At 71.0% G+C, this 23175-nt stretch carries 16 protein-coding genes and 1 tRNA gene; 5 read left to right on the top strand and 12 right to left on the bottom strand.

Going from position 1 to position 23175, the window contains the following annotated elements; genetic code table 11:
* Positions 1-9: 9 nt before the first annotated feature.
* Positions 10-1818, bottom strand: a complete 1809-nt coding sequence (locus tag ACQY0Z_RS15260) for a bifunctional metallophosphatase/5'-nucleotidase (protein WP_189896924.1) — start codon at positions 1816-1818, stop codon at positions 10-12.
* Between the two features lie 239 nt (positions 1819-2057).
* Between ACQY0Z_RS15260 and pyk the strand changes: the two genes are divergently transcribed.
* Positions 2058-3494 (top strand): pyruvate kinase, encoded by a 1437-nt coding sequence (gene pyk / locus ACQY0Z_RS15265; RefSeq protein ID WP_439812409.1) that lies wholly within the window; start codon positions 2058-2060, stop codon positions 3492-3494.
* Between the two features lie 16 nt (positions 3495-3510).
* Here the strand turns inward: pyk and ACQY0Z_RS15270 are convergent, their stop codons facing one another.
* Entirely contained in the window at positions 3511-4290 is a 780-nt protein-coding gene (locus ACQY0Z_RS15270; RefSeq protein WP_189896928.1) for a helix-turn-helix domain-containing protein, read from the bottom strand.
* An 81-nt stretch (positions 4291-4371) separates the two neighbouring features.
* A tRNA-Leu gene (locus tag ACQY0Z_RS15275) sits at positions 4372-4454 on the bottom strand.
* Positions 4455-4555: 101 nt separating this feature from the next.
* Here ACQY0Z_RS15275 and ACQY0Z_RS15280 point away from each other — a divergent pair.
* Positions 4556-5215: an ANTAR domain-containing response regulator gene (locus tag ACQY0Z_RS15280; RefSeq protein ID WP_033273066.1), complete on the top strand. Its 660-nt coding sequence runs from the start codon at positions 4556-4558 to the stop codon at positions 5213-5215.
* A gap of 104 nt (positions 5216-5319) precedes the next feature.
* Here the strand turns inward: ACQY0Z_RS15280 and ACQY0Z_RS15285 are convergent, their stop codons facing one another.
* The 8 genes from ACQY0Z_RS15285 to ACQY0Z_RS15320 form a co-directional block, all read right to left on the bottom strand.
* Entirely contained in the window at positions 5320-6036 is a 717-nt protein-coding gene (locus tag ACQY0Z_RS15285) for an ABC transporter ATP-binding protein (protein ID WP_137207050.1), read from the bottom strand.
* Positions 6033-7145: an ABC transporter ATP-binding protein gene (locus tag ACQY0Z_RS15290; protein ID WP_254587207.1), complete on the bottom strand. Its 1113-nt coding sequence runs from the start codon at positions 7143-7145 to the stop codon at positions 6033-6035. Before ACQY0Z_RS15290 ends, ACQY0Z_RS15285 begins: the two co-directional genes overlap by 4 nt.
* A 5-nt stretch (positions 7146-7150) precedes the next feature.
* Positions 7151-8977, bottom strand: coding sequence for a branched-chain amino acid ABC transporter permease (locus tag ACQY0Z_RS15295; protein WP_254587208.1), 1827 nt, complete (start codon positions 8975-8977; stop codon positions 7151-7153).
* Between the two features lie 5 nt (positions 8978-8982).
* A complete protein-coding gene (locus ACQY0Z_RS15300) occupies positions 8983-9915 on the bottom strand; it encodes a branched-chain amino acid ABC transporter permease (protein WP_189899345.1) in 933 nt (310 codons plus the stop codon).
* 112 nt (positions 9916-10027) lie between these two features.
* Positions 10028-11260, bottom strand: a complete 1233-nt coding sequence (locus tag ACQY0Z_RS15305) for a branched-chain amino acid ABC transporter substrate-binding protein (protein WP_189899347.1) — start codon at positions 11258-11260, stop codon at positions 10028-10030.
* A gap of 889 nt (positions 11261-12149) precedes the next feature.
* Complete coding sequence (locus ACQY0Z_RS15310) at positions 12150-12548, bottom strand: hypothetical protein (RefSeq protein WP_347226090.1); 399 nt, start codon at positions 12546-12548, stop codon at positions 12150-12152.
* A 178-nt stretch (positions 12549-12726) separates the two neighbouring features.
* Positions 12727-13209, bottom strand: coding sequence for a PaaI family thioesterase (locus ACQY0Z_RS15315; RefSeq protein WP_189899350.1), 483 nt, complete (start codon positions 13207-13209; stop codon positions 12727-12729).
* Positions 13210-13266: 57 nt separating this feature from the next.
* Positions 13267-15546, bottom strand: a complete 2280-nt coding sequence (locus ACQY0Z_RS15320; protein ID WP_189899352.1) for an FdhF/YdeP family oxidoreductase — start codon at positions 15544-15546, stop codon at positions 13267-13269.
* A gap of 850 nt (positions 15547-16396) precedes the next feature.
* Here ACQY0Z_RS15320 and polA point away from each other — a divergent pair.
* A complete protein-coding gene (polA, locus tag ACQY0Z_RS15325; protein ID WP_254588470.1) occupies positions 16397-19123 on the top strand; it encodes a DNA polymerase I in 2727 nt (908 codons plus the stop codon).
* A gap of 743 nt (positions 19124-19866) precedes the next feature.
* Positions 19867-20292: a hypothetical protein gene (locus ACQY0Z_RS15330; protein ID WP_439812410.1), complete on the top strand. Its 426-nt coding sequence runs from the start codon at positions 19867-19869 to the stop codon at positions 20290-20292.
* On the opposite strand, the gene ACQY0Z_RS15335 is transcribed toward ACQY0Z_RS15330, so the two are convergent.
* Positions 20210-21070, bottom strand: a complete 861-nt coding sequence (locus tag ACQY0Z_RS15335) for a DUF4184 family protein (protein ID WP_439812411.1) — start codon at positions 21068-21070, stop codon at positions 20210-20212. The two genes, ACQY0Z_RS15330 and ACQY0Z_RS15335, sit on opposite strands and share 83 nt — an antisense overlap.
* A gap of 302 nt (positions 21071-21372) precedes the next feature.
* Here ACQY0Z_RS15335 and ACQY0Z_RS15340 point away from each other — a divergent pair, with 302 nt between their 5' ends.
* Complete coding sequence (locus ACQY0Z_RS15340; protein ID WP_189899359.1) at positions 21373-23163, top strand: lytic transglycosylase domain-containing protein; 1791 nt, start codon at positions 21373-21375, stop codon at positions 23161-23163.
* The last annotated feature ends 12 nt before the right edge of the window (positions 23164-23175 follow it).

The raw sequence follows: 23175 nt of genomic DNA on the forward strand, positions 1-23175 counted from the left end.
GAGGGACGGTCAGAACACCGGCGTGCCGTCCCGGGTGAGGCGCCAGTCCTCCGACGCGAAGTCCTTCGGGTCCAGCACGCCCTTGGCGGTCGCCCACTCGGCGATCCGGGTACGGATCTCCGTCGACTCCGCCCACAGCTCCGGCGCCGACGCCACGTGCGGGAACGCCCCGCCGCCGTTGGCCCGGTAGTTGTTGACCGCGAACACGAACCGCTGTGCGTCGTCCACCGGGGCGCCGTCGAACGTCAGGTTCTTGATGCGCGACCCGGCCGGCCGGGCGATGTCGATGTCGTACCGCACGCCCGACACGTAGTCGTAGTTGTAGTCCGGGCGGCCGTTCGCGTTCGTCAGCTTGTCGACGTCCACCGGCGCGCCGGCCGCGGTCTGCACGAAGTACTCCGCCGAGTACTCCAGGTACGCCCGCACCTGAGCACCCGTCAGCAGCTTCGCCACCAGCGTGTTGTCGTACACGTAGAGGCTCGACAGGTCCCGGATGGTCACGTCGCCCGCCGGGATCTCGCTGGTCCGGGAGAACGGCGAGGCCTGCGACAGCACCGGCAGCGAGGCGTACTCCGTGCCCGCCAGCGCATCCCGGACCACGTCCTCCTGCACCTTGCTGATCAGGTCGATGATCGGCGCGTCCTTGTAGCGCGCCTCCACCGTCGTCAGCGTCTCGGTCGCCGTCCCCACCACCTGGTTGACGTACGCCACGACCTGCGCGTGCTCGTCGCCCAGCAGCCGGGTGATCCTCGGGTCGTCCTCCACCGTCGCCGCGTCCCGCAGCGACGCCTTCACGGACTCCACCTGCCAGCGGCCCCGCTCGAAGGTCAGCTCGACGTCGAAGAGAGTCAGCCGCTCGGCGTAGCACAGCGGCTCCGACAGCACGACCTCCTTGCCGGTCTTCTCGTTGGTGACCCGCAGCTCCGCGATCTCCGCGTGCGCGTGGCCGACCAGGATGGCGTCGATGCCCGGCACCTGCCGCGCCACGTTCGCCGCCGCGTTCTCCACGTGCGGGAGCTGATCGCCGTAGGAGGAGGTGCCGGAGGTGCCCGAGTGGGCGGAGACGATCACGACGTCGGCGCCCATGGAGCGCAGCTTCGGCACCCACTTGGCCGCCTGCTCCTCCAGGCCCGGGAAGGCCAGCTTGCCCTGCACGTAGGCCTTGTCCCAGATCGCGATGCCCGGGTTGGTCAGGCCCAGCACCGCCACCTTCACCGGCGGCGCGCCCTTCACGTGGAACTTCTTGACGAAGTAGGGCGGGAAGGCGGGCTTGAGGGTCTTGGCGTCGACCGCGTTGGCGCCGAGCAGCGGGAAGTCGCACTGCTCCTCGAACTTCCGCAGCGTCTCGATGCCGTAGTTGAACTCGTGGTTGCCGAGCGCCACCGCGTCGTACCCGATGGCGTTCATCGCCTGCGCCATCGGGTGCACCGGACCGCCCTTGGCGGTGATCGGGTCCACCTTGGCGTAGTAGTACGTCAGCGGGGTGCCCTGGATGGTGTCGCCCGCGTCCAGCAGCAGGGTGTTCTCCCGGCCGCGCTCCTCGCGGATCCGGTTCACCAGCGTGGACACGCGGGCCAGGCCCTGCGCGTTGCCGGCCGGGTCCTGGTACTCGGCGTCCTTGTAGTAGTCCCAGTTGAACACGTGACCGTGCAGGTCCGTGGTGCCCATCACGGTCAGTGCGTACCGCTTCACCGGCTTCTTCCCCCGTCCCGCCTCAGGAGCGGCCTCGGCCGCAGGGGTGGCCACCGTACCCGCCAGCGCCACCCCCGCCCCCGTGACGGCGGACTTCTTCAGGAACTTCCGGCGGTCCAACGGCATATCAGGCTCTCCTCGTACGACGACGGCGCACAACGCGCGTAGATTCGCCCGACGATTCTGACCTGAGCACGTCGATCCGGAACAGTCCTTCCAGGTTTCGATCCGGTGACCGCCGCCGCGCGCACGGGTGAGCGGCGCCGCGCAGGATTCAGCGCTTGTCAATACCCCTTCACCCGCGCGCCGTTGAGTCGTCACGCGCCGCCAAATCACTACCCGTCGGTAAGCCCTAGGGTCGAACCATGCGCCGAGCGAAAATCGTCTGCACCCTGGGTCCCGCGACGGACTCGTACGACCAGATCAAGGCCCTGGTCGACGCCGGAATGGACGTGGCCCGCTTCAACCTCAGCCACGGCGAGCACGCCGAGCACGAGGAGCGGTACCGAAGGGTGCGCAAGGCCGCCGACGAGACCGGCCGCAGCGTGGGAATCCTCGCCGACCTTCAGGGCCCGAAGATCCGCCTGGGCCGCTTCGCCGAAGGACCCGTACTCCTCGAACGCGGGGACCCCTTCACGATCAGCGTCGAGGACGGCGTCGAGGGCGACCGCCACATGTGCGGCACCACCCACGCCGGCCTCACCGAGGACGTCGCCCCGGGGGAGAGGATCCTCGTCGACGACGGCCGGGTCACCCTGGAGGTCACCGCCGTGGACGGCCCCCGCGTGCGCACCACCGTCGTCGAGGGCGGGGTGATCTCCGACCACAAGGGCCTCAACCTCCCCGGCGTCGCCGTCTCCGTGCCCGCCCTCTCCAAGAAGGACGAGGACGACCTGCGCTGGGCGCTGCGCACCGGCTTCGACGTCGTCGCCCTCTCCTTCGTCCGCAGCGGACGGGACATCAAGGACGTCCACCGGATCATGGACGAGGAGGGCCGCCGGCTCCCCGTCATCGCCAAGGTCGAGAAGCCGCAGGCCGTCGAGGCCCTCGACGAGATCGTCGCGGCCTTCGACGGGATCATGGTGGCCCGCGGCGACCTGGGCGTCGAGATGCCGCTGGAGCAGGTGCCCGTCGTCCAGAAGCGCGCCGTGAAGCTGGCCCGGCGCAACGCCAAGCCGGTCATCGTGGCCACCCAGATGCTCGACTCGATGATCGACAACGCCCGGCCCACCCGCGCGGAGGCGTCCGACGTCGCCAACGCCGTCATCGACGGCACCGACGCGGTGATGCTCTCCGGCGAGACCAGCGTCGGCAAGCACGCCGTGGAGACCGTGCGCACCATGGCCCGCATCGTGGAGGCCGCCGAGGAGGACATCCTCGCCCGCGGCCTGCCGCCGCTGACCGAGCACAACAAGCCCCGCACCCAGGGCGGCGCCGTGGCCCGCGCGGCCGCGGAGATGGGCGACTTCCTCGGCGCCCGCTTCCTGGTCGCCTTCACCCAGTCGGGCGACACCGCCCGGCGTCTGTCCCGCTACCGCTCGCCGATCCCGCTGCTCGCCTTCACACCGGACCCGGCCACCCGCTCCCAGCTCAGCCTGTCCTGGGGCGTGGAGACCTTCCTGGGCCCGCACGTCGGCTCCACCGACGCCATGGTCGACCAGGTGGACGAGCTGCTGCTGCGGTACGCGCGCTGCGCCGAGGGCGACACGGTCGTCGTCACCGCCGGTTCCCCACCCGGGGTCTCCGGTTCGACCAACATGGTCCGCGTCCATCACATCGGTGAGGACGACAGCCCGAAGTGACGGAACCGGGCCCCGGTCAGTACTTGGGGCCCACATGGAGATCCATCAGGGCGACGGACGCCTTGCGGGCGACGGAGATGTTGAAGGGATCGCTGCCACGAGCCAGCGTGGTCCACCCGACGCCGACTTTGTCCAGGGTGTCCGTGAAGAGCTTCCTGATGTCGTCCGACTTGTTGCTGAAGAAGTACCGGGGGTACTCGTAGCGCTTGCGCTCGCCGGCGACCGTGCGGGTCGTCCAGTTGGTGATCCGGCAGCCGTCCGAATGGATGAGCCCGCGGATGAACTCCCAGGGATGCTCGTCGACGATGGCCTGCTGCCACGGTTCGAGGACGATGAGGCGGTCGTGCTTCTTGCCGGGGCCGTGCTGGGGAAACATGCACGTCCAGTGCTTGGTGTACGACTTCACTTCGACGCAGCCGGGCTTTCGGTGCCGTCCGACGCTGGGGGAGGGCATCACCTTGCGCATCGCGTCTTCGGCGGCCGCGATCAAGCCCGTCTGCCTGGCGTCGCAGAAAATCGACAGGTGGCGCTGTTTCGGCTTCGAGACGATGTGGCCATCGCCGAGGTAGAGACCCAGCAGATACGAGTACGCCACTTCGTCGAAACCGCGGCCTGTGCACTTCGGGCAATCCGTTGGCTGCCGGTACACCTCGCCGCGTAGTTTGCGGTCCTCGCAACGCCACCAGCCGACGGTGCCTCGCGGGATGTTCAGTTGCTCCGCCACCACATGGTTGGGGACGCCCTGTCGCATGAGTGCGACAGCGTGTGCGCGGATCGAAGGGCTGTGCTGTTCCATGCGGCCACAGTGCGTGAGCAACCGTGACGACACGCAGCAAAAGGCGGAGGACCACGCGAACGTGATCCTCCGCTCTGGGAGTGCCGGGTGCGGGACTCGAACCCGCAAGCCCTCTCGGGCAGATGTGTTTGAGACATCCGTGTATGCCATTCCACCAACCCGGCAGGACCGGCTCACGGAATCATACCGGGTCCCCCTCGGTCACCGCCTCTAGGTAGGCTGCACAAGCAGCAGTACCGGCCTGCCCCGCACCAAGGAGCCCACGTTGAGCGCCCCCGAGTCGCCCCAGCCCGCAGACGTGCCCGACGACGACAAGTCGCACGTGCCGCCGATGACGACCCGCGTCGTCATCGCCGAGGACGAGGCACTGATCCGGCTCGATCTCAAAGAGATGCTCGAGGAGGAGGGGTACACGGTCGTCGGCGAGGCCGGCGACGGTGAGCAGGCCGTCGAGCTGGCGCGCGAGCACCGCCCCGACCTGGTGATCCTCGATGTGAAGATGCCCAAGCTGGACGGCATCTCCGCGGCCGAGAAGATCGCCGAGGAGTCCATCGCCCCCGTGCTGATGCTGACCGCCTTCTCGCAGCGCGACCTGGTCGAACGGGCGAGGGACGCGGGCGCGATGGCGTACCTGGTCAAGCCGTTCAGCAAGAGCGACGTGGTGCCGGCGATCGAGATGGCGGTCTCCCGGTTCACCGAGCTGAAGGAACTGGAGCGCGAGGTCGCCGACCTCAGCCAGCGCCTGGAGACGCGCAAGCTGGTGGACCGCGCCAAGTCGGTGCTGCAGACGCAGTACGGGCTGAGCGAGCCGGCCGCGTTCCGCTGGATCCAGAAGACCTCGATGGACCGGCGCATGTCGATGCAGCAGGTCGCACAGGCGGTCATCGACGACGCCGAGGAGAAGAAGGCCGCGAAGGGCGGCTGACGGCCCGGCGCCGTGGCCGCGCGCACGACGAAGGCCCGCACCCCGTCTCCCGGGGTGCGGGCCTTTCGCTTCCGTCCGCCTGTCAGCCTGTCAGCCTGTCAGCCTCAGTCCTCGCCGAGGTAGGCCTTGCGGACCGACTCGTCGTGGAGCAGGTCGCGGCCGGTGCCGGAGAGGACGATGTTGCCGACCTCCATCACATGGCCGTGGTCGGCCAGCGACAGGGCCGCCTGGGCGTTCTGCTCGACGAGCAGGATGGTGGTGCCCTGGGACTTCAGCTCGGCGATGGTCGCCATGATCTTCTGCATCATGATCGGCGACAGACCCATGGAGGGCTCGTCGAGCATGAGCAGCTGCGGACGGGACATCAGGGCCCTGCCCATGGCGAGCATCTGCTGCTCACCGCCGGACAGCGTTCCCGCGGCCTGCTTACGGCGTTCCCCGAGGATGGGGAAGAGGTCGTAGGCGCGCCGGATGTCCTGCTCGATGCCCTGCTTGTCGCTGCGCAGGAAGGCGCCGAGGCGCAGGTTGTCCTCGATCGTCATGCGCGGGAAGATGTGCCGTCCCTCGGGGGAGTGGGCGAGACCCAGCGAGACGATCTTGTGCGCGGGGACCCTCTTCAGCGACCTGCCGTTGAACTTGATCTGTCCGCCGACCGGCTTCAGCAGCCCGGACAGCGTGCGCAGGGTGGTGGTCTTGCCGGCGCCGTTGGTGCCGATCAGGGTGACCACTTCGCCGGCGTCGACGCTGAACGAGATGCCCTTCACGGCCTGGATCTTGCCGTAGGCGACTTTCAGGTCCTCGACCTCGAGGAGTGCGGTCATCGGTCGTTCTCCTTGCCGGGCGCGGCGTCCGTGGTGGCCTCGGCCTCCGCCTCCGCCTGTGCTTCTGTGTCGGCGTCCGTGGCCTCGGCGGGTGCGTCGGCCGCCGCCTCCGCCTCGGTGCCGGCCTCCGCCTCGGTCTCCGGCCGCTCGTCGGCGGTCTCTGAGGCCGCGGGCTCGGTCCCGGCCGCGGGCGCCGGGACGCCGGCCTTCTTGGCGGGCGACTGCGGGCGGCCCGCCGCCTCGGCCGCGGCCTCCGCGGCCTCGACCTCGGCGACCTCCGCGGCCCCGGGGTCGTCCGCCAGCGGCTCGCCGATGTACGCGGCGATGACCCGCTCGTCGCCCTGGACGGTGGCCGGGTCGCCCTCGATCAGCTTCTGGCCCTGGACGAGCACGGCGACCCGGTCGCAGAGGTTGAAGATGAACCGCATGTCGTGCTCGATGACGAGGACCGCGGTGCCCTTGTCGCGGATGGCGAAGATGAGTTCCTCCGCCGCCCGGGTCTCCTGCGGGTTCATGCCCGCGGTGGGCTCGTCGAGGAGCAGCAGCCCCGGCTCGCTGGCGAGCGCGCGGGCGATCTCCAGCTTGCGCTGCTCGCCGTAGGGGAGGTTGCGCGCGAGCTGCTCGGCCTTCTCGGCGAGGCCGACGAACTCCAGCAGCTCCATGGCGCGGGCCCGCGAGGCGGCCTCCGCCTTGTGGAAGCCGGGCCCGCGCAGGACGGCCGACCAGAAGCCCTCCTTGGTGCGGGTGTGGCGGCCCACGAGCACGTTCTCCAGGACCGTCATGTTGGCGAACAGACGGATGTTCTGGAACGTACGGGCGATGCCGGCCGCGGTCACCTTGAACGACTTGGGCGGCAGCACCTTGTCCTTGTAACGGACCTCGCCCTCGGTCGGGATGTACAGCCCGGTGAGGCAGTTGAAGAACGTGGTCTTGCCGGCGCCGTTGGGGCCGATCAGACCGACGATCTCGCCGCTGCGCACGGTGAGGTCGACGTCCCGGACGGCGGTGAGGCCGCCGAACCGCATGGTGACGCCGCGCGCGTCGAGGACGACGGAGCCGGGGGCGGGCGCGCCCGCGGCGGTGTCCTTGGTGGTGGTGTCGGTGGTCATGGTGGTCAGGCCCCCGTCTTGCTCAGGACTGTGGGCGCGTCGGCCTCTTCGTGGAACTCCAGCTGGCGGCGCCGGTTGGGGATGAGGCCCTCGGGACGGAAGCGCATCAGCAGCACGAGCGCGATGCCGAACGCGAGGAGCTGGTAGTCGCCCAGGAACTGGAGCTTGTTGGGGATCAGGAAGAGCAGCGCCGCACCGAGGAGGGGTCCGGCGATGGTGCCCATGCCGCCGAGCACGACCGCGGCCAGCAGGAAGGCGGAGTTGGGCGGGGTGGTGCCGGCGAACAGGTACTGCTCGGGGGTCACGGTGTAGGTGACGTGCGCCTGCACCGTGCCGGCCAGACCGGCCAGGGTGGCGCCCACGGCGAACGCGATGAGCTTCACCCGGAATCCGTTGATGCCCATGGCGAGCGCGGCGGTCTCGTCCTCGCGGATGGCGACCCAGGCACGGCCGATGCGGGAGTCGCCGCTGCGCCGGAAGACGAGGACGACGACGGCCGTGATGAGCAGCATCAGGAAGAAGTAGTTCGCGAACCGGCCGATGGTGAAGCCGCCGATGTCGTGCGCGACGCCCAGGTCGAAGCCCAGGATGTTCAGGTCCGGGATGGACGCGATGCCGTTGGAGCCGTTGGTGAGGTCCGGGCCCGAGGTGCCGTCGGTGTTGTTCACGGCGATACGGAAGATCTCACCGAAGCCGAGGGTCACGATGGCCAGGTAGTCGCCGCGCAGCCGCAGGGTCGGCGCGCCGATCAGCACACCGAAGACCAGCGAGGCGAGCGCGCCGACCAGGACGGCGGCCCAGAAGGGGAAGTGCACGCCGAACGGCGAGCTGGGAGAGCCGGAGACCAGCGCGGCCGCGTAGGCGCCGACGCCGAGGAAGGCGACGTAGCCGAGGTCGAGCAGGCCGGCGAGGCCGACGACGATGTTCAGGCCCAGCGCGACGGTGGCGAAGATCAGGATGTAGACGCCGAGGGTCGCGTACTGGTCGTCGGTCTGGGTGAAGGGGAACAGCGCCGCCGCGACGAACGCGCCGCACACGGTGATGTTCTGGTGCCGGGCGCTGATCTGGGAGGCGTGCGCGATCAGGCCGGAGCGGTTCAGCGCGCCGAAGCCGAAGCCGGCGGTGATCAGGAAGCCGACGAACAGCTCGTCGTACTCGGTGCCGATGCCGTAGGTGAAGACGATCAGGGCGACCGCCAGGACGGCCACGATGATCAGGATCTCGGCGTAGGACGGCAGGGTGCGCACGGGGCGCGGGGAGCCGGAGGCGAACGCCGCCCGCAGCACCGCCATGGAGTGCGCGGCGTCGTGCCGGAACTGCTCCCAGCCGCTCGCCTCGGGGTCGATCGGGTCGGGCTCGGGCCGCTCGAAGGGGAGGGCCAGGGCGCCTATGAGGGCGATCAGCGTGGCGGCGGCGACGAGGAAGCCGCCGGGCTCCAGATTGACGACCCCGCCGAGTTCGGCGCTGATCGAGACGACGGTGTACCAGGCGGTGGCGAAGGTGCCGAGCACCGCGTACTTCACGGCCGCGTCGGCGCCGGCCGGAGTGAGCCAGCCCAGTCCCCTGACGCCGTAGGAGGCGAGGCAGAACAGGGTGGCGAGGGCGCCGCCGACCAGGACGAGCACCTGGAGGCCGCCGGGGTAGCCGTAGAACGTCAGGTCGCCGGGGAAGGCGGCCGTCCAGGTCCAGGCGAGGAAGGTGGAGACGACGGCGAGGACGCTGCCGCCGGTGGCGAGGGCCCGCGCGAGGTTCGCGGGGATGCCGATGAACCCGGAGGGGGTGTTCGGGGCGGGTCGGGCCACGGTCTTGTCTGCTGCGGTCTGTGTGGTCATCGGTGTCACGCCCTGTCCGCGACGCGCTCGCCGAGCAGGCCCTGGGGCCGGAACAGGAGCACGAGGATGAGGAGGATGAAGGCCCAGACCTCGGCCCAGGACTGGCTGCCGAACTGGTCCAGGCCGGGGATGTCCGCGATGTAGGCGGTGGCCAGGGTCTCGACGACGCCGAGGACCACACCGCCGATCATGGCTCCGTAGATGTTGCCGATGCCACCGAGCACTGCCGCGGTGAAGGCCTTGAGGCCGAGGATGAAGCCCATCTTGAAGTCGATCTGGCCGTACTTCAGACCGCTGGCGACACCGCCGACGGCGGCGAACACGGCGCCGAGGGCGAACGCGATCACGATGATGCGGTCGGTGTTGACGCCCATCAGCTTCGCGGTGTCCGGGTCCTGCGCGGTGGCCTGCATGCCGCGGCCGGTGCGGGTCCGCATCACGAAGTAGGCGAGGAACGCCATGCTGATGGGGGCGGCGACGATCAGGAAGATGTCGCCGGTCTGGACGGTGGCGCCGCCGATGGTGAAGGGGCCGCCCTCGATCTGCGGGAAGGCCAGCTTGGACTTCGCCTCGGGGTAGAAGGCCCAGACGGCCTGCTGGAGCGCGAGGGAGAGTCCGATGGCGGTGATGAGCGGGGCCAGACGGGGCGCGCCGCGCAGCGGGCGGTAGGCGAACCGTTCCGCCCCGATGGCGACCAGCACCGAGGCGATCATGGCGCCGATCAGCATGAGCGGCAGCGCGATCCACATGGAGGTGCCGTCCGGCAAGACGTACAGATGCACGGTGATGGCGCCGAAGGCGCCGACCATGAAGATCTCGCCGTGGGCGAAGTTGATGAGCTGGACAATGCCGTAGACCATTGTGTAGCCGATGGCGACCAGGCCGTACATGGATCCCAGTAGCAGGCCGTTGACCAGCTGCTGCGGCAGTTCGTTCACCGCATGTCCTCCGAGACTTTCGGAATGTTCGACGGATGGGCCGGAACCGAGTCCGCGCGGGGCGCCAGTGGAACAGCGCCCCGCGCGGCTCGTGTGAGTGGTGCGGCGGAGATCAGCCGGTGAAGGTGCCCGACTTCACGGTGGCCCAGTCGCCGCCCTTGACGGTGTAGACGGTGAGCTGCTTGTTGGTGGCGTCACCGAACTCGTCGAAGGAGACCTTGCCGGTCACACCGTCGAAGGAGACGTTCTGCATGGCGTCGACGACCTTGGCGCGGGCGTCGTCCGGCAGCTTGCCGTCGTTGTCCTCGACGACCTTCTTGACGGCCTCGATGATCGCCCAGGCGGAGTCGTAGGAGTAGCCGCCGTAGGCCTCGTAGGCCTCCTTGTAGCCCTCGGCCTTGTAGTTCGCGACGAACTCCTTGGCCGACGGCAGCGACTCGACGGGCGCGCCGACGGAGGTGGCGAGGTCGCCGGTGCCGGCCGCGCCGGACAGCTTGATGAAGTCGGCGCTGTAGATGCCGTCACCGCCGACCAGCGGGATCTTCGCGCCCGCTTCCTTGATCTGCTTGCTCAGCGGACCGGCCTGCGGGTACTCACCGCCGTAGTAGACGACGTCGGCGCCGGAGTTCTTCACCTTGGTGGCGACCGCGCTGAAGTCCTTGCTCTCCGGGTTGATGTGCTCGGTGCCGACGACCTGGCCGCCGAGCTCCTTGAACTCCGCGGTGAAGGTGGCGGCCAGACCGGCGCCGTAGGTCTTCTTGTCGTCGATGACGAAGACCTTCTTCTTCTTGGCCTCGTTGAAGACGTACTGCGCGGCGAACGGGCCCTGGATGGCGTCCGTGGTCGCGGTGCGGAAGTACGACTTGTACGGCCGCTCCTTCTTGGTCTGCCAGTTCACGCCCTGGGTCAGGGCGGGGTTGGTGTTCGCCGGGGAGACCTCGACCAGCTTGGCCGAGTCGAAGACCTTCTGCATCGACTCGCCGACGGAGGAGTTCAGCGGGCCGACGACGCCGAGCACGTCCTTGTTGGCGACGAGCTTCGTGGCGTTCTGCTGGCCCACGGAGGCCTGGCCCTGGTCGTCGAGCGCCTCGATCTTGAAGGTGACGCCCTCGACGTACTTCTCCTTGTTGGCGATCTTCGTGGCGAGGTCCACGGAGTTCTTGATGCCCAGGCCGAGCGCGGAGAGGTCGCCGGTCAGCGGCGCGTCGACGCCGATGACGACGGTGGTGTCACCGTTGCCCGAGTCCGAGCCGCCGCCGTTGTCGTCGCGGGAGCCGCAGGCGGTGAGGGTGAGTGCACCCGCCGCCAGGGCGGCGGTGATGGCGATGAGCGAACGTTGACGCACGATCCAGTCCTTTCCCCTGACAGCCGCTTCCCCGTGGAAACGGCCGAGTCGAGCGCTGGGCCGAGTGAGAATCAGGCTCCGCGGTGACTGGCCGTGACTCTAAGCGTGTGTGGGGAATGCGGAGGAGACTCTGGCCAAGGCTGTGACGCTCTTGTTATGACACGACGTATTGCAGAGCGGTACTGAGTGGGGGGAAGAGCAGAATTCCCGCCGTTTTGCCCTGTCCGCATGGTGAGAAACCGCAGGAACCGGGAGGGGCGGTTCAGGTGTATCAGGCGTTTTGCTGATTACCGAATTTCGTTGCCGCAGGCCTCCTCCAGCGCCCTGGACAGGTCCCTTGCGTAGCGGGCGCCGAGGATGTAGCTGTGGGCTTCCTTTGCGCGCGTGTTACGCAGTGTTACGTCCAGGAAAGGGAGCCCGGCGTTCCGTGGCACTTTTCCGCAATCCGCCACCCGGACGGTCACGGCGATCTTGCGGGAACCGCCACCTTTCACCCGTAAAGGAGTTTCGGGTCGGGAGATCAGGGAGAGGCCGGCGTAGGGCTGGGAAATGCCCAGAACGGTCACCGGAGCGTCGGATTCCGTAAATGTTTGTATCGTGAACTCAAATTCGCGTGGCCTCGCGTCTGTGTCTCTGACCTGCATGTACAGGTAGCGGAAGGACGTCGTCTGGCTCGGGAAGCGGGGCTCGGGCGGGGGGCCGGGACGGGGGCGGGTGACGTACAGGAGCGTGCCGGCTGTCAGCGCTGCGACGGTGAGGAACGCGGCGGCCGCGGCCCCCCGGTGACGTCTCGTCATACGGGCCCGGGGGCCGCCTCGGGGGCGCGGGGCGACGGGAGGCGGGTCCAACGGGCGCGTGTCGCCGTCCGGTTCGACCGGACCGATCCCGCTCATCGCCACGGTCCCTCTCCGGGGCCGCCGGAGCGGTACCAGGCGGCGCAGCCTTCGCGCGCCTGACGCTTTATCAGTGTGTCGACGTCCCTGCCCCCTTGGGCGCGGGCGGCGCGCGCTGCGTCCACGACTTCGCGCAGGATGTCGTACTGCCCGCCGGACATCCCCATCGACTGGTAGTCGCCGTACCCGCGGCCGTCGAGCAGCTCGCGCGACCAGTGGCGGACGATGCCGACGCACAGGTCGACGTCGGACGTGGGCCTGGGGGAGAGGGAGGGGGTGCGGGCCGCGGGGGAGTCGTCCGCCGTGCACCCGGTCAGGGTCAATGCCGCCGCGAGTGCGGCCAGAAGGGGCGCGCCGAACGCCCCGGCGCTGTGAGAGGTGCCGCCCCGTCCCATGGCACCGAACGCTAGAGCGCCCGTCGGCCGCGGGCAATGGCGGCGACGGGCGCGGTGCGGTGGGGGCGACGGGCGCGGTGCGGTGGGGGCGGGGGGTGAGGGGCTCCTGGGAAGTCTTGGCCTGGGGATCTGGGATCCGGGCCCGGGCGTCCTGGGGGCCCTCACCCCCTCGCCGGCGTCAGCCGGCCGCCTTCTCCGCGTCGCCGGGGCGGACGTCCCGCAGCAGACAGGTCAGCCGGGCGGTGCACACCCGCTTGTCCGCCTCGTCCGTGATCACGATCTCGTACGTCGCCGTGGACCGGCCCCGGTGCACCGGAGTGGCCACACCGGTCACCAGGCCGGAGCGGACCCCGCGGTGGTGCGTGCAGTTGAGGTCCACCCCGACCGCGATCTTGTGCACGCCGCCGTGCAGCATCGAGCCGACCGAGCCCAGCGTCTCCGCCAGCACCGCGGACGCGCCGCCGTGCAGCAGGCCGTAGGGCTGGGTGTTGCCCTCCACCGGCATCGTCCCGACGACACGCTCCGCCGAGGCCTCCGTGATCTGCACGCCCATCCGCGTGCCGAGATGACCCGCCGAGAACAGCGCCCGGAGGTCCACACCGAGCGCCGCGTACTCGTCGATGACCTCCTGCGGGAACTTCACCTGCTGCGGCTCTCCCATGGGCCCGGCTCCAATCGTGCGTCGGTACGTCGGTACGTCTATGTCCTGAGCGAACGCTCAGTCGGTCGCCGATTGTTCCAGACGCACCACGACCGACTTGCTGGCCGGGGTGTTGGAGACGTCCGCGGTGGCGTCCAGGGGCACCAGCACGTTGGTCTCCGGGTAGTACGCGGCCGCACAGCCCCGTGCCGTCGGGTAGTGCACGACGCGGAAGCCCGGCGCCCTTCGCTCCACTCCGTCCTTCCACTCGCTGACCAGGTCGACGTACGAGCCGTCCGCGAGCTTCAGCTCTTGCGCGTCGTCCGGGTTCACGAGCACCACGCGGCGCCCGTTCTTGATGCCCCGGTAGCGGTCGTCCAGACCGTAGATCGTGGTGTTGTACTGGTCGTGCGAGCGCAGCGTCTGCAGCAGCAGCCGGCCCTCGGGCAGTTCCGGGTACTCGACGGGCGCCGCCGTGAAATTGGCCTTGCCGGTGGCGGTGGGGAAGCGCCGCTCGTCACGCGGGGCGTGGGGAAGTGCGAAGCCGCCGGGGTGCGCCACGCGCGCGTTGAACTCCTCGAAGCCGGGCACCACGCGCGCGATGCGGTCGCGGACCGTCGCGTAGTCCTTCTCGAACTCCTCCCACGGCACGTCGTCCTCCGCGCCGAGGACACGGCGGGCCAGCCGGCACACGATGGCCGGCTCGGAGAGCAGGTGCGGACTCGCCGGCTCCAGGCGCCCGCGCGAGGCGTGCACCATGCCCATGGAGTCCTCCACCGTCACGAACTGCTCGCCGCTCGCCTGGAGGTCGCGCTCGGTGCGGCCCAGCGTCGGCAGGATCAGGGCGCGCGCGCCCGTGACCGCGTGCGAGCGGTTCAGCTTCGTCGACACGTGCACGGTCAGCCGCGCCCGGCGCATCGCCGCCTCGGTGACCTCGGTGTCGGGGGAGGCGGAGACGAAGTTGCCGCCCATCGCGAAGAAGACCTTCGCCTCGCCGTCGCGCAGCGCGCGGATCGCCCGGACGACGTCGTATCCGTGCTCGCGGGGCGGCTCGAAGCCGAACTCCTTCTGCAGCGCGTCGAGGAACGCCGGCGCGGGCCGTTCGAAGATGCCCATCGTGCGGTCGCCCTGCACGTTGGAGTGACCGCGCACCGGGCACACGCCCGCGCCCGGGCGGCCGATGTTGCCGCGGAGCAGCAGGAAGTTGACGACCTCCCGGATCATCGGCACGGAGTGCTTGTGCTGGGTGAGGCCCATCGCCCAGCAGACGACGATCCGGTCGGACTCCAGCACCATGCGGAGGAAGCGTTCGACGTCCTCACGCGCCAGGCCGGTCGCGGCGAGGGTCTCCTCCCAGTCGGCGGCGCGGGCGGCCTCGGCGAACTCCTCGTAGCCGTGGGTGTGTTCCCGGACGAACTCCTCGTCGACCGCGCCCGGGGTGTCCAGAATCAGCTTGTTGAGGAGCCGGAACAGGGCCTGGTCGCCGCCGAGGCGGATCTGCAGGAACAGGTCGGTCAGGGCGGTGCCGGTGGTGAGACCCTTGGGCGTCTGCGGGTTCTTGAAGCGCTCCAGGCCCGCCTCCGGGAGCGGGTTGACGCTCACCACGCGCGCGCCGTTGCCCTTGGCCTTCTCCAGGGCCGACAGCATGCGGGGGTGGTTCGTGCCGGGGTTCTGGCCGGCGACCACGATGAGGTCCGCCTTGTAGAGGTCCTCCAGCAGCACGCTGCCCTTGCCCACGCCGATCGTCTCCGACAGGGCCGAGCCGGACGACTCGTGGCACATGTTGGAGCAGTCGGGCAGGTTGTTCGTGCCGAGCTTGCGGGCGAAGAGCTGGTAGAGGAACGCGGCCTCGTTGCTGGTGCGGCCCGAGGTGTAGAAGACGGCCTCGTCGGGGGACGACAGCGCGGTCAGTTCCTCGGCGACGATGTCGAAGGCGCGCTCCCAGCTCACCGGCTCGTAGTGGTCGGCGCCCTCCGGGAGGTACATGGGGTGGGTCAGCCGGCCCTGCTGGCCCAGCCAGTAGCCGCTGCGGCGGGCCAGGTCGGAGACGGGGTGCGCGGCGAAGAACTCCGGAGTGACGCGGCGGAGTGTGGCCTCCTCGGCCACCGCCTTCGCCCCGTTCTCGCAGAACTCCGCGGTGTGCCGGTGCTCCGGGTCCGGCCAGGCGCAGCCCGGGCAGTCGAAGCCGTCCTTCTGGTTGACGCTGAGCAGCGTGAGCGCCGTGCGCTTCACGCCCATCTGCTGGTGGGCCATGCGCAGGGTGTGACCGATCGCGGGCAGCCCGGCCGCGGCCCGCTTCCGCTCGGCCACCTTCGGCGCGTCCTGGACGGGATCACCTTGGGGCGGCTTCGTTGCCATCGCGCACTCCTGTTCACGCATACATGTGAGGTGGATCTCTCGATCCTCGCATGGGGGAGGGTGCGGGCCTACGGGGAGGTCGGATGCCTGGGGCGCGGGGTCCTGCCGGTGGGGGTGTGGCCGGGGGCCTGTGACGCTCGGTGGGGGTTGGGGTGCGATGCCTGGGGCGTGGGGTTCTGCCCGGTGGGGTTGAGGCCGGTGCCCCCCGATGCCTGGTGGGGGTTGCGGTGTGACGCCTGCGGCGCATCGTCCTGTCCGGTGGGGGCGGGTGTAGCGCCTGCGGGCGGTGGGTGGTGCGGGGCCGCGGTGGGGTGGTCGTCCTCGGTCTGGCGCGAGAGTGCGTGTTTGTACGTGAACGGGGCGGACGCGCCAGCCGCTGCGGGCGCCCACCCCCACCCCGTCCCCTCCCCGCCGCGGGCGACCAGACGGACACCCGGTTGCGCGGGCGGCCGCAGCCCACCGCCAACCGCGGGCGCGCGGCCAGCCGACGGCCGCAAGCTGCCGCCCACTGCGGGCATTCGTGCCTCCCTCAGTGCCTTAAGGGCCTGGGAGGTGCCCCCAGGGCGATGGGGGTACCTCCCGCTCGAGCGAAGCCGAGAGTGGGGGAGGGCGGGCGCGGCGGCGCCTCGTTGGCGCCGAGGTGCGCCTACACCCCCCGGCTCGCACCGACGCCGGTGCCTGGTGGCCGGCCCCACCGGGGGAGGGCGGGCGCGGCGGCCCCCTGCTGGCGCCAGGTGCCCGAACACCCCCCGGCCCGCACCGGCACCGGTGCCTCTCGCCCCGTGGGCGGAAACGCGGCCCGCACCGGGCGCGGAGCCCGGTGTCAGTGAGGCGTGGCAGGATCGGACACGTGGCAGACACAGCATCGAAGAAGACCGACCAGACCCCCGGCGAAACCCGCCCGCGCCTCATGCTCATGGACGGGCACTCACTGGCCTACCGCGCGTTCTTCGCGCTGCCCGCGGAGAACTTCACCACCGCGACGGGCCAGCCGACGAACGCGATCTACGGCTTCGCGTCGATGCTCGCCAACACCCTCCGTGACGAGGCGCCCACGCACTTCGCGGTCGCCTTCGACGTGTCCCGCAAGACATGGCGCTCGGAGGAGTTCACCGAGTACAAGGCGAACCGCTCCAAGACCCCCGACGAGTTCAAGGGCCAGGTCGAGCTGATCGGCGAGCTGCTCGACGCGATGAGCGTGCCCCGCTTCGCCGTCGAGGGGTACGAGGCGGACGACGTCATCGCCACGCTCGCCACCCAGGCCGAGGCCGCCGGCTTCGACGTGCTGATCGTCACCGGCGACCGCGACTCGTTCCAGCTGGTCTCCGACCGCACCACGGTGCTCTACCCGACCAAGGGCGTCTCCGAGCTGACCCGCTTCACCCCGGAGAAGGTCTTCGAGAAGTACGGCCTCACGCCCGCGCAGTACCCGGACTTCGCCGCCCTGCGCGGCGACCCGTCGGACAACCTGCCCGGCATCCCCGGCGTCGGCGAGAAGACCGCCGCGAAGTGGATCAACCAGTTCGGCTCCTTCGCCGAGCTGGTCGAGCGGGTCGACGAGGTCAAGGGCAAGGCCGGGCAGAACCTCCGCGACCACCTGGAGTCCGTCAAGCTCAACCGCCGGCTCACCGAGCTGGAGCGCGGGGTCGAGCTGCCGAAGGGCGTGCACGACCTGGAGCGCTCCGCCTACGACCGCAAGGCCGTGGCGGTGATCCTCGACACCCTGGAGATCAGGAACCCGTCGCTGCGGGAGCGGCTGTTCGCCGTCGACCCGGGCGCCGAGGAGGCCGAGACCACCCCGGTCGTCGCCGACGGCGTGGAGATCGACGGCACGGTGCTGGGCACCGGCGAGCTGGCCGGCTGGCTCGCCGAGCACGCCACGGGCCCGGTCGGCGTCGCCGCCGTCGACACCTGGGCGCTCGGCACCGGCTCCGTCGCCGAGATCGCGCTCGCCACGGCGGAGGGACCGGCCGCCTGGTTCGACCCGGCCGAGCTCGACGAGGCCGACGAGCAGGCCTTCCGCGCCTGGCTCGCCGACCCGGCCCGCCCCAAGGTGTTCCACAACGCCAAGCGCGCGATGCGGGTCTTCCCCGAGCACGGCTGGACGGTCGAGGGCGTCACCATGGACACGGCGCTCGCCGCGTACCTGGTCAAGCCCGGCCGCCGCTCCTTCGACCTGGACGCACTGTCCCTGGAGTACCTGCACCGGGAACTGGCGCCCGCCGCCGCACCCGACGGGCAGCTCGCTTTCGGCGCGGACGACAGCGCCCAGGCGGACGCGCTCATGGTGCAGGCGCGTGCCGTCCTCGACCTGGGCGAGGCCTTCGAAAGCCGCCTCGCGGACGTCGGCGCCTCGGACCTGCTGCGCGACATGGAGCTGCCCACCTCCGCCCTCCTCGCCCGCATGGAGCGGCACGGCATCGCCGCCGACCGGGCGCACCTGGAGACCATGGAACAGATGTTCGCCGGCGCGGTCCAGCAGGCGGTGAAGGAGGCGCACGCGGCGGCCGGGCACGAGTTCAACCTGGGCTCGCCCAAGCAGCTCCAGGAGGTCCTCTTCGGCGAGCTGGCCCTGCCCAGGACGAAGAAGACCAAGACCGGTTACACCACGGACGCGGACGCTCTGGCCTGGCTCGCCAACCAGACGGACAACGAACTGCCGGTCATCATGCTGCGCCACCGCGAGCAGGCGAAGCTCCGCGTCACCGTCGAGGGCCTGATCAAGACGATCGCCGCGGACGGCCGCATCCACACCACGTTCAACCAGACCGTCGCCGCGACCGGCCGGCTGTCCTCCACGGACCCCAACCTGCAGAACATCCCGGTCCGCACGGACGAGGGCCGCGCCATCCGCCGCGGCTTCGTGGTGGGTGAGGGTTTCGAGTCGCTGCTCACCGCCGACTACAGCCAGATCGAGCTGCGCGTGATGGCGCACCTCTCCGAGGACGCCGGCCTCATCGAGGCGTTCACCTCCGGCGAGGACCTGCACACCACGGCCGCGGCCCAGGTGTTCTCCGTCGAGCAGTCCGCGGTGGACGCGGAGATGCGCCGCAAGATCAAGGCCATGTCCTACGGCCTCGCCTACGGACTGTCCGCCTTCGGCCTCTCCCAGCAGTTGAACATCGAGGCGGCGGAGGCGCGCCAGCTGATGGACGCCTACTTCGAGCGCTTCGGCGGCGTACGGGACTATCTGCGCCGCGTCGTGGACGAGGCGCGGGCGACGGGGTACACGGCGACCCTCTTCGGCCGCCGCCGCTACCTGCCCGACCTCAACAGCGACAACCGCCAGCGGCGCGAGGCGGCGGAGCGGATGGCGCTGAACGCGCCGATCCAGGGCACGGCGGCCGACATCGTCAAGATCGCCATGCTGAACGTCGACCGCGCCCTGCGCGAGGCGGATCTGCGCTCCCGGATGCTGCTCCAGGTCCACGACGAAATCGTCCTGGAACTGGCTCCCGGGGAGCGGGAGCAGGTCGAGGACCTGGTGCGGCGGGAGATGGCCTCCGCGGTCGAGCTGCGGGTCCCCCTAGGCGTCTCGGTGGGCGTGGGCCCGGACTGGGAGTCGGCGGCACACTGAGCCGGTCCGGGACTGCCGGGTGCGGTCTTACGGCCGCGCCCGGCATCCGCGCCACGGGTGTGCCATCCACGAGCCTGTGGTGGCACCCCGCCTGCGCGGCCGCCGCCCGAGACCGCCCAGCCTCTGCCGTCGCCGTCCAGTGCCCCCTCGGCAGTGATCGCCGAGGAGCGGCGCCCTTGCCGCCGCGGAGTCCGGGCAGATGTCTGCCCCGCCCGACGCCGTCCCACCCAGACGCGTCCCGCGGTCGCCGCCGTCCCACTCAGACGCGTCCCGTGGTCGCCGCCGTTCCACTCAGACGCGTCCCGTGGTCGCCGTCGTACGCGCGGCACGCGTCCCGCGGTCGCCGGCAGGCGTGCGGCTCCGTTGCCGACTGTCGCTGTCCCGTCCACCGGCGTTTCGTGGTCGCCGCCGTGCGCGCGACACGCCTCCTGCTCGCCGGCACGCGTGCGGAGCCCTCGCCGAGCCGTCGCCGTCCCAGCCACCGGCGTCCTGTAGTCGCCGCAGCGACCGACACCCCTCCGGCAGCTGCCGGCAGGCGTGCCGCACCCTCGCCGAGGCGGCGGCCGTCGGCGCCCCCCGGGCCCCGTGCCCGCGCGGCGCACCGCTGTGGGCGTAACCCCAGGTCAAAGCACACCCGGGAAGGCGCCCCGGCGTTCGTCGGGCTTCTGTTCTTCACTCGCGTGGCCCCCGCAGGGGGGCCCGAGTCGGCGGGGGCGGCGAGCATGCCAGGCATGGGTATACGCATGCTTCACCGCAGAGCGGCACCCCCGCGGGCCGACGCCGACGGACCCACCAGCCAGGCGTTTCCGCCGGTCCCGGTCTTCGCGGCCGCCGCAAGCACCGCCCGCGTCCCCGGTGGCCTCACGGCCGCGTTCCGCGACTCCGCCGTCCGGCTCGGCCGGCGCGTCACCGACGGCCGGTGGAGAACCGGCCGCACCCCCGCCGCCCGGGGCGCCGGGACCGAGCAGCCCCCGTGGCGGCTGTGGGCCGAGCTGGCCCGCGCCTACCTCACCCTCGTGCTCACCGTGGTGCCCCGGCCCCGCCCGGTCCGCACCGTCACCGTGTTCGTCGCGGCGAGCGAGACGCTCAGTGTGCGGCCGTACGGTCCGGCTCCCGCGTACCGGCGTCCGCAGGGCCCTCCGTGGCCGGGGCCGGACGCCAGGCCCTGACGGCGACGGCGTACACCGGCAGCGCGGCCACCAGACCCGCGCCCGCGCCGAAACAGACGGTCGGGATCAGCTCGTAGGGCTTCGCGATGTGACTCCAGTAGTCCCACCAGCGGACGGCCCTCAGCGCCGCCGCCACCACCGCACACCCTCCGAGCAGCAGCACGGCGCCCCACCGGTCGCGCGCCGACAGCACCGGCACCCCCGGGGGCACCGCGCCCCCGGGGACCGCGCGCCGCAGCGCCCGCGCGACGAACATCACGAGCACGACCGCGGCCAGCAGCGAACTCCCGTACTGCGCGTACCAGAACACCGGCGAGCCGCCGATCTCCTCGCCCAGCACCGGGATCAGCCGCGTCCCCCACCGGTCGTGATGGGTGAACGCGTCCCACACCACATGCGTCAGACCGCCCAGCACGGCGGACACGTACCACCGCGCCAGCGACGCCCCCACCCGCGCGCGGGGCGCACCACAGCGCGTCAGCGCCGCCACCCGCCCCTGACGGGCCCGCGGCAGCAGCGCCACCAACGGCTCCCGCACCGACAGCCACAGCCCCACCAGCGCCCAGGCGATGAGCACGTCCACGGTGAACACGCCCCACCCCGCGTGCGTCACGTCGCCGAACTCCATCGCCCCGGACACGACACTGGCCGCGTAATAGGTCATGTCGGGCGCGAAGGTGCCCGCGACCAGCACCGCCGGGACCAGCGGGCCGCGCCCCGTCCCGTCGGTGCGGACGGCCGGCAGCACCGCCGCCGCGTGGCTGAGTGTGAACGGCAACGAGACTCCTCGCAGCGGGGATTGACCGGACAGGCGCCCGGCGTCGGGCGCACCCAGTATTCGACAGCCGAGGGGCGCGGCGGTCCGTCGCCCCACGAACCCGTCGGCCGAGAAGATGGCCAACCGGTGAATATCGGGCAGCAACGGGTGTCCGTGCAAGGGAAGTTGTCGTAGGGTCGCGAGGGTCGCCGACCCGGTCCCGTATCCCAGGGCAACCGGCGGGGCGCGCAGATCGTCACGACAGGGCGAACGCGGTACACGGTGAAGGGCGCCCACAGCGCCCGCGGGGAGGGGTTCACTCTATGGCGGCGCACATCGGCAGGAGGCTGCGCAAGGGAGCGGCAACCACCGCCGTGGCCGCGGCAGCGGTGGCGGCCCTGTCCGCGTCCCAGGCCCCCGGCGTCACGGTCGACGACCAGGGCAGACAGAGCACCGGCGACGCCACCTCCGCGCCCGACACGGCCGCCGACGACAGCGCGACCGGCAACTCGCCGTACTACACGGACCTGCCGCCCCTCAACAGCCCCAACCCCTCGCCCTCCGCGGGCTCCGGCGCCACCGGTGACCAGAGCGCCGCCGAGGCCGGCATACCCGCGACCGTCCTCGACGCCTACAAGCAGGCCGAGGCCACGCTGCGCACCAAGAAGCCCGGCTGCAACCTGCCCTGGCAACTCCTCGCAGCCATCGGCAAGGTGGAGTCGGGTCAGGCGCGCGGCGGCCGGGTGAAGGCCGACGGCACCACGGTCACGCCCATCCTCGGCCCCCAGCTCGACGGCAACGGCTTCGCCCTCATCCGCGACACCGACAACGGCGCGTACGACGGCAACCGGATGTACGACCAGGCCGTCGGGCCGATGCAGTTCATCCCCTCCACCTGGGAGTGGGCGGGCCGCGACGGCAACGGCGACGGCCGCAAGGACCCCAACAACATCTACGACGCCGCCCTCGCCGCCGGCCACTACCTGTGCCGCTTCGACTGGGACCTGTCCCAGCAGAGCGACCTGCGCAAGGCGATCCTCAGCTACAACAACTCGACGGACTACCTGAACACCGTCCTGTCGTGGCTGGAGTTCTACCGCAAGGGCACGCACGAGATCCCCGACGGCACCGGCGCCCTGCCCGAGGACCGCAGCGACGAGACGGTGCGCCCCGGCGTCACCCCGTCCGCGCCCGGCACCACCCCGCCCGCGCGGCCCGGCACCCGGCCGGGCAAGCCCGCTGGCTCCCGGCCGTCGCCCAGCCCGACCACGCCCGGCACCGGCAGCCCGAGCACGCCCCCCACCACACCCTCGCCGTCCACCCCGCCGACGCCCACCGACACGGTGCACCACCTGGAGGACGCCGGCACCGGCACCCTCACCGCCATGGCGGGCCACACCTTCGCCGAGCGCATCTCCACGCGCGCGGAGACGGAGGCGGGCAAGGCGGTCGCCAAGGTGCGGATCCGCTTCACGGTCGTCGGCGACACGGACACCGCCTTCGCCGGCGGCGAGAGCGTGGCGACCGTGACGACCGACGCGTCCGGCGTCGCGGTCGCGCCCGCGCTGCAGGCGGGGGAGCGGACCGGCGCGTTCGCCGTCCAGGCGGCCGTCGTCGGCCGCTCGGTCAAGGGCGTCCCCTACAAGGTGACGGTCACCCAGCGCGTCGCCGACGCGCTCGCCCGCGTCGGCGACAAGGAACTGGCCTGCGTCGCGGGCGGCGAGTTCGCCGAGCCGGTCGAGATCAAGGCCACCTACGGCGGTGAGGCCGCCGGGAAGGTCGCCGTCACCGCGAAGCTCGTGACGTCCGCCGACGACCCCGCCGAGAACGACAACGGCCCCTACTTCAAGGACGCCGACGGCAAGGCGGTCCGCACCCTGACCGGTCTGAAGACCGGCGCGGACGGACAGCTGACCCTGCCGAAGCTGTACGCGGACGACACCGCCGGCACGTTCCTGCTCCGCCTCACCACGGCCGGGGGCGCCACGCTCGACGTGAAGCTGACGGTGGAACCGGCCGCCACGCCGAGTCCCGACCCATCGCCGGACCCGGAGCCCTCGACGGACCCGTCCACGGACCCGTCCACCGAGCCGTCGGAGACCCCGGCCGCCTGAGTCGAGGCCCTG

The organism is Streptomyces sp. P9-2 (assembly GCF_051903975.1).
Classification (GTDB): domain Bacteria; phylum Actinomycetota; class Actinomycetes; order Streptomycetales; family Streptomycetaceae; genus Streptomyces; species Streptomyces cellulosae.

Excerpts from the sequence above, each read along its gene's own strand:
- ACQY0Z_RS15260 (WP_189896924.1), bottom strand. The coding sequence starts at position 1,818 with ATGCCGTTGGACCGCCGGAAGTTCCTGAAGAAGTCCGCCGTCACGGGG.
- pyk (WP_439812409.1), top strand. The coding sequence starts at position 2,058 with ATGCGCCGAGCGAAAATCGTCTGCACCCTGGGTCCCGCGACGGACTCG.
- ACQY0Z_RS15270 (WP_189896928.1), bottom strand. The coding sequence starts at position 4,290 with ATGGAACAGCACAGCCCTTCGATCCGCGCACACGCTGTCGCACTCATG.
- ACQY0Z_RS15285 (WP_137207050.1), bottom strand. The coding sequence starts at position 6,036 with ATGACCGCACTCCTCGAGGTCGAGGACCTGAAAGTCGCCTACGGCAAG.
- ACQY0Z_RS15290 (WP_254587207.1), bottom strand. The coding sequence starts at position 7,145 with ATGACCACCGACACCACCACCAAGGACACCGCCGCGGGCGCGCCCGCC.
- ACQY0Z_RS15295 (WP_254587208.1), bottom strand. The coding sequence starts at position 8,977 with ATGACCACACAGACCGCAGCAGACAAGACCGTGGCCCGACCCGCCCCG.
- ACQY0Z_RS15310 (WP_347226090.1), bottom strand. The coding sequence starts at position 12,548 with ATGGGACGGGGCGGCACCTCTCACAGCGCCGGGGCGTTCGGCGCGCCC.
- ACQY0Z_RS15315 (WP_189899350.1), bottom strand. The coding sequence starts at position 13,209 with ATGGGAGAGCCGCAGCAGGTGAAGTTCCCGCAGGAGGTCATCGACGAG.
- ACQY0Z_RS15320 (WP_189899352.1), bottom strand. The coding sequence starts at position 15,546 with ATGGCAACGAAGCCGCCCCAAGGTGATCCCGTCCAGGACGCGCCGAAG.
- ACQY0Z_RS15330 (WP_439812410.1), top strand. The coding sequence starts at position 19,867 with ATGCTTCACCGCAGAGCGGCACCCCCGCGGGCCGACGCCGACGGACCC.
- ACQY0Z_RS15340 (WP_189899359.1), top strand. The coding sequence starts at position 21,373 with ATGGCGGCGCACATCGGCAGGAGGCTGCGCAAGGGAGCGGCAACCACC.